Origin of the sequence: Microcoleus sp. (genome assembly GCF_049646505.1) — a bacterium.
In the GTDB taxonomy this organism is placed as follows: Bacteria; Cyanobacteriota; Cyanobacteriia; order Cyanobacteriales; family Microcoleaceae; genus Microcoleus.
On sequence record NZ_JBARVX010000410.1, the window covers coordinates 1 to 6,775 of the forward strand.

Here is a 6,775-nt window from a genome sequence, read left to right on the forward strand (position 1 = left end):
TTTGGGATGAAGGGAAGGCTCCTTGGAAAGTGTGGAAATAAGTTATAGCATTTCTCAGAAAGATGAGGTGTTGTCGGGCATAGGGCATAGGGCATAGGGCATAGGGCATAGGCCAAACCTCACAACGATTGAGAACCGCTATATACCAAATCCGGGTTTGGGCTCCCCTTTATGAACCAGTCGGCGCCGACATCGTTTGACTCTCTGGCGTTTCAACCGCCGAATCATACAAGGGGTGGCTCAGATTTTGTATTAGTTGTGGGGCTTTCTGAAATAATAGTAAGGCCAATTTTAAAACAATCATGAAAAATGGATTTTCAAGAAATTCTCCACAGCACAAAAACTTATCTCAAAGAGTGTGTTGTACCCCGCGCCGAAGTTATCGACGGCGACTCGGAAGCGCTGAAAATAGCAGTTTCTGGGTTGGAAAGCCGATCGCTCTTAGCGTTGCGAGTTCCCCAAAAATGGGGCGGTGCGGAGATTTCCCCGGAGGTTTTTTACGAATATCAGGAATTGACGGCTCGATATTCTGGGGCTTTGGCTTTCCTGCAAACTCAGCACCACAGCGCAACTGCGATGCTTGCCAACAGCGACAATGAAATGCTAAAAAATATCTACTTGCGGGCGATCGCCCAAAAAGGGTTACGCTTAGGTGTTGGGTTTTCGCATTTAAGGCGATCCTCTTCGAGGGCTTCGCTAACGGGCAAACCGGCAGTCACCGCAACTCCCACAAAGGATGGCTATTTACTGTCGGGGAATATTCCTTGGATTACAGGTTTTGGCTTGTTTCAAAAGTTTATTGTAGCTGCGCTACTTCCAGACAATCGCGCGGTTTTTGGTGTGCTACCTTTTGCCAATATCGATCGTGAATATGGTAAAATAGCTGTCAGCGAAATCATGCAGTTAATCGCCATGAACTCGACTAATACTGTGACAGCAACTCTCGATAATTGGTTGCTGCACGAATCGGAAATAATTTCGGTTAAACCTGTCGGGTGGATAGCCGAAAACGACAGCAAAAATATCCTGAATTCTGTGCCGGCTACTTTTGGCTGTATTCGAGGCGGATTGGATGTAATTGCAACAGTGGCGGCTGCTAAAAATTCGCCTTCAATGACGGCGGCTTGTCAAAAATTGGAGCAAAAGCTCGATCGGCTCAAACAAAATTTCCGACAATCTCAACATAGCTCAAAAGCAGAACAATTAGCGCTCCGAGCCGCAGCCATTGACTTAGCAGTGCGGTGCGGGCACGCTGCGGTTGCAGTTTCCGGCGGCGCGGCTAACGGTACGCTGCACCCAGCCGGGAGAGTTTATCGAGAAGCTTTGGTGTATACTGTTTCCGGGCAAACCAAGGATGTGATGGAAGCTGCGCTCGATCGGATTGTGAGCTAGCTCTTTAGTCCGCTAGGAGTGGACTTCGCTTGACAAGGAGCGGTTTCAACCGCCGAAATTATTCATTTTTGCCCATGACAAACAACTTCAACTCAAACAATTTAAAAACGATCGCCTACAGACAAATTATCGACTTAACCCACGCAATTCATCCAAATATTCCCATCTGGCCCGGAGATCCGGCGATCGCATTTGAAACCGTATCTCAAATAGAAAAACACGGCTATTTCCTGCGAAAATTTTCAATAGGAGAACACAGCGGCACTCACATCAACGCACCCAACAGCTTCGATCCAGCCGGCGCGAGTGTTGATAATTACGAGCCGCAGTCGCTAGTTTCGCCCGCAATTGCGATCGACATCCGCGAGCAAAGTCTTGCCAATCCCGACTACACTTTAACTGTAGATGATATATTAAATTGGGAACAAAAACACCAATTTATAGAACCGGGAAATCTAGTTTTATTGTATACTGGCTGGCAAGAAAAATGGGAGGACGAACGAGCATTCTTTAATGCGGACGAGAGCGGAATTTGCCACTTTCCCGGATTTGGCAAAGCAGCAACTCAATTTTTGCTGGAAGAACGCTCAGTCGCTGGAATAGGAACCGATACCCACGGAGTAGATCCGGGACAAGATGAAAGTTTTGCGGTTAACAAAATGGTGTTGGGAAAGCAGCGAATAGTGCTGGAAAATCTAGCAAATCTCCACTTGTTACCTGCTGCTGACATCACTTTGGTTGTCGGAATATTACGTTTGTTGGGAGGCTCAGGCTCGCCCGTGTCAGTGTTAGCTTTTGTAGCTTAAACGCTTGCACATTTAAAGTGTTTGTTGGGGCTGGTCAGAGGCGCGCCTCACTCATGGTTGGATTATTGTTTGATATAAAATGTTATACCATTTTTCTAAAAATGTGCTATCCATGAAGTCTTAGCCCCCCCTTACTAAGGGGGGGTTGGGGGGGTAATATCTAGCGCTACTTTAGGAAATTGGTATTAGTGTTGATTAGCTTATTGCGGTAAAATTAAAGTGAGAGAAGTCGAGTAAAAATAATTAAGATTAATGACAGAACTGCCACAGGATCTCAACGAGGCGATCGCCCAATCGCGCATTGCAACAGCCGCCGCCCTCTCGGACGGTCAAAATCTCCTGCAAGTTGAATTAGTATTTCCAGAAATCGCACTGCAAGCACAGTCTATCACCCAACAATTCCTCCCAGAATTTGAGGAAATGCACTCTGGAGTCAAAGTCTTTTTTCCCGATACCGGTGCGGCGGCCCTCGCCCGCCGCGACTGGGGAGAAACACCGTTTAAAGTCACAGATTTGGGCAGCAGCCGCACCCCTGTCGAAGAGAAAATAGCACCGGAAGACGAACTGTTTTTGCTCGTCAATCCAGCCGCCGTAGAAGTAGCGCAAGTTGAAAAACTCTACATAGCAGCCGCCGGTCGCCCTGTAATTCTACTAAACCCGCGGCTCGAAGATGTTGCTACTATAGGTATAGGCTATGCAGGCCGTCAATTGCGCGATCGGTTCCTCAACAAAATCGAATCCTCCTACTACATCAGGCCTCTAGACAGTGCGGCTTTATTCCGCTGTTACCCCCAACCCTGGCAAGTTTGGCTGGAAACAAACGACGAATACGAACTCATTTCTGAAACCGCTCAAAAACCCGTCGGAGACGATTTAGAGCGGATTTTAAACAAAGCTTTGGGAGCCGCCGATCCCAATTCCAACACACCTGCAAAACCGCTAAAAAAGAAAGGTTTTTTGGCAGAACTTCAGACTTTTCTCAAAGCTTTGACTCAGTGAGAGCTGTTAAAGGTCGATCGCGGTATTGTAGGGTGCGTCAGCTTGGATTATTTTTGACTTGTACAGATAAATCTTGACTGACGCACCCTACAGAAGTGAGTTATTTTTGAGTCGATCGATCGACAAATAACTGTCGAGTAAATCTCAAATCTCAAACTCGTACTGAGCGAAGTCGAAGTGTCTAAAATAGATTGACTCAGTAATAACAGTTGCAGAAACGCAATGAAAAGCTTGCCAGTTTTGCTATCTGTAGCAAGGCAAACAAATATTAGCGAAAGTTACTGAATATCGATCGCAAGGACTATAATGGGTCAAACCCCTCCTCCCGAAAGAACGGAGGAAATATCAGCAAAATCACACGATCTAAGCAAGTAATTGGGGTTTTGAGTCAGGGAAGCGGATAAACACAGTGGAGTACCGACGCATTGTTATCGGGGACGTACACGGGCATTACGACGGCTTAATGCTCTTGCTAGAGGCACTTGCCCCGAGCTCGAAGGATCGCGTCTATTTTTTGGGAGATTTAATCGATCGCGGGCCCAAAAGCGCTCAGGTATTAGATTTTGTGCAGCACAGCCCCTACCAAACTCTGCTGGGAAACCACGAACAACTGATGCTGGAGGCTTTGTCGGGACGGCATCCAGATATGCGGGCGTGGCAATCTTGGCTGTACAGCGGCGGGGAGGCGACAGTCGCCAGCTACAGGGATACAGGGATGATGCCGTACAAACACTTAGATTGGCTGCGATCGCTCCCTACGTACATTGACTTGGGCGATATCTGGCTGGTACACGCGGGCGTGCATCCGGCTATGCCAATTAACGAACAGTCTAGCGAACAACTGTGCTGGATTCGCAAAGAATTTCACACGATATCGAAACCGTATTTTCCCAATAAATTAATTATCACCGGTCACACGATCACCTTTACCTTTGAGGGTGTGAGGCCGGGGGAATTAGTCAGGGGCCAAGGGTGGTTGGATATTGACACGGGTGCTTATCATCCCAAAAGCGGCTGGCTGACTGGATTTGACCTCAACTACCGCAGAGTTTATCAAGTAAATGTGTTTAACCATCAAGTCCGAATTGTGCCGTTTGATGAAGTTGTCAGACAATTGTACCCGCAGATTTCACGCCCAAAAACTCCGATGAGTCCTGTTGTTCAACATCAGGGTTAAATAAATTTGTAGTTGTAGGGTGCGTCAGTTTGAGTTCGATCGACAAAATCGAAATTCACTCATTTGTAACGCACTCTACTACATAGATTTGTTTTTTAACGAACCGCGAAGACGCAAAGATCGCTAAGTAAGAAAAGAGAAGAGAAGAGTTCGCCTTTGACAATTAGAGAATTGCTAGGACGATCGCAAAAATCGCCGGATTTCCAGCTTGTAAGCCGCATTGTTCAAGCCTTCACCGCTAGCCAGATCCGGATCGATCGCTTGAGAAATCGCGGCAATCCGATCGCTCGTAGCCGGGTGTGTGCTCAAAATACTCGGTGGAGAAGACTGATTGAGCAACTTTTTCATAAAATCAACCATCCCAGATTGAGCGTAGCCCGCTCGCCCCATAGTTTCCAATCCCAACCGATCCGCCTCGTACTCAGCTTGGCGGCTGTGGGGGCGGCGCAAAGCCAACTCCACGCCAATCTGCACCGCCGCCGAGCGATCGAGCCCTGTCGCCGAAGCTACACCAGAGGCGATCGCCATTTGACGCATTTGTTTAATCGAGTGGCGAGCACTAATATGCCCGATTTCGTGGGCGATGACGCTGGCTAATTCGGCTTCATTGTCCGCCGCCACCATCAAACCCTTATTCACGTACACAAAACCGCCCATAGTCGCAAAAGCGTTAATTTTGTCATCGTCAATTACCTGAAAAGTATAAGGAATGTTCGGGCGAGTGCTTTGCTCTGCCAGCCGCTGACCTATGCGATTGATATATACTCTAGCAGCGCGATCGCCGTAAATTTTCACTTCCGAGCTCGCCAACTGCTGATTGATTTGTCGGCCAACCGTCACCTCCTGGCGATCGGACATATTCGACAGTTGAATAACTTGAATCCCCCGAAAAATCAGTTCCGGCAAAGAAAACGCCTGTGTTGGTTCCGGGGAAACCACCCAGATACCCGCGGCCACAATCAGCGACAGAAACAGATAAATTCCCCGGCCACAAGTATGCCGGCAAGTCAACCAAAAACTTTTGAACATGATTGATAAGTGCTAAAAGAAGTCATTAGTCATTAGTCATTAGTCATCAGTCATCAGTCATCAGTCAGTAGGGGCGGTGCCCCCGTGCCCGCCCTCTTAGTTGTCATCAGTCATTAGTCATTAGTCATTAGTCATTAGTCATCAGTCATCAGTCATCAGTCATTAGTCATTAGTCAGTAGGGGCGGTGCCCCCGTGCCCGCCCTCTTAGTTGTCATTAGTCATCAGTCATCAGTCATTAGTCATCAGTCATTAGTCATTAGTCATGTTTTGCTGTCCCCCCCCGAAGCTTTCCGTCCAACGTCATCAGGAAGAAGGAGATAAGACGGCGGTTGAAACCGGATTTACAACAACAAAGTCCCTCTCTAAGAGACTGAAAAAAATAATGTAATTTCAACCGTCCGTTCTTCAACCGGCGTCGGCAGGTTTTGTTTGACTTTCTGGCGGTTTCAACCGCCCGGTATTCTTTTTTTTTAGGAAAAACTCAAAAAGTCACTAAATCTGCAGACGAAATAGAACGCTGCTTTGTTGCTATTTTAACTTGTTGCCAAATTTTAACCACTCTCCCCACTCTCCCCACTCTCCCCCTCTTCCGCATCACCCCATCACCCCTCACCGACTCTGCAAGTCCTGCGGATTTTGGGCGATCGCTGTGGTAATATCTTTTGGCTTGTACAGATACTCCTGTCGCTGTCCGTTTATAGGCGATTTATGAAAATTTTAGATTCTCAAGGCCGGCTGTTCGGCAAACTCAGCATCCTAGACGTAGGTGCGGCTCTGATTGTACTGCTAGTTGCAGTCGGCATCTTCTTTTTTCCCGGCACATCTGGCGGTTCCGTCGCCCAAGTCGGCGGCCCTAGTGTTAAACCTGTAGAGATTGATGCAATTGCGATCGGACTCAAAGGCACCAACTTTCCAGAGTTGTTTAAAGCCGGCGATAAAATCAACGTAGTTATCCGCAACCAGCCCGCCGGTCAGATTACGATCAAATCCGTCAAAACTATCACCCGAACCCTAGCAGTTCCCCAGCCCAACGGTACTCTCAAAGCTCTGCCCGATCCCCGAGAAGAGGAATCTTTCAGCAGAAATATGATGTTTACCCTAGAAGGAAAAGGTCAAATTACTGAAAACGGCCCGGTTTTAGGAAATACCAAGGTCAAAATTGGCACTACCCTAGAACTTGAAGGCAAAAAATACATTTTCAACGCCAGCGTCATCGACGTGCGAGTCAAAGAATAGTCATTAGTCATTAGTCATTAGTCATTAGTCATTAGTCAGCAGTCATTAGTCATTAGTCATTAGTCATTAGTGCTGTCTCCCCCCCCAGCGAACGTCCAACGTCATCAGTCAGGTAGAAGGTAGAAGATAGAAGGC

Annotated in this window: 6 protein-coding genes; 5 read left to right on the forward strand and 1 reads right to left on the reverse strand. The window is 47.4% G+C overall.

Features of this window, described 5'->3' with window-relative positions:
* The first annotated feature begins 309 nt into the window (after positions 1-309).
* From WBA89_RS20280 to WBA89_RS20295, 4 genes are all read left to right on the forward strand, one after another.
* Positions 310-1,392, forward strand: a complete 1,083-nt coding sequence (locus WBA89_RS20280; RefSeq protein WP_424408981.1) for an acyl-CoA dehydrogenase family protein — start codon at positions 310-312, stop codon at positions 1,390-1,392.
* A 74-nt stretch (positions 1,393-1,466) separates the two neighbouring features.
* Complete coding sequence (locus WBA89_RS20285; protein WP_424408982.1) at positions 1,467-2,198, forward strand: cyclase family protein; 732 nt, start codon at positions 1,467-1,469, stop codon at positions 2,196-2,198.
* 252 nt (positions 2,199-2,450) lie between these two features.
* Entirely contained in the window at positions 2,451-3,197 is a 747-nt protein-coding gene (locus WBA89_RS20290) for a DUF1995 family protein (protein WP_424408983.1), read from the forward strand.
* Between the two features lie 409 nt (positions 3,198-3,606).
* Positions 3,607-4,374, forward strand: a complete 768-nt coding sequence (locus WBA89_RS20295) for a metallophosphoesterase family protein (RefSeq protein ID WP_424408984.1) — start codon at positions 3,607-3,609, stop codon at positions 4,372-4,374.
* Positions 4,375-4,548: 174 nt separating this feature from the next.
* Here WBA89_RS20295 and WBA89_RS20300 read toward each other — a convergent pair whose 3' ends face one another.
* Positions 4,549-5,403, reverse strand: a complete 855-nt coding sequence (locus WBA89_RS20300) for a M48 family metallopeptidase (RefSeq protein ID WP_424408985.1) — start codon at positions 5,401-5,403, stop codon at positions 4,549-4,551.
* A 709-nt stretch (positions 5,404-6,112) separates the two neighbouring features.
* On the opposite strand from WBA89_RS20300, the gene WBA89_RS20305 reads away from it, so the two are divergent.
* Positions 6,113-6,640, forward strand: coding sequence for a DUF4330 domain-containing protein (locus WBA89_RS20305; RefSeq protein WP_424408986.1), 528 nt, complete (start codon positions 6,113-6,115; stop codon positions 6,638-6,640).
* The last annotated feature ends 135 nt before the right edge of the window (positions 6,641-6,775 follow it).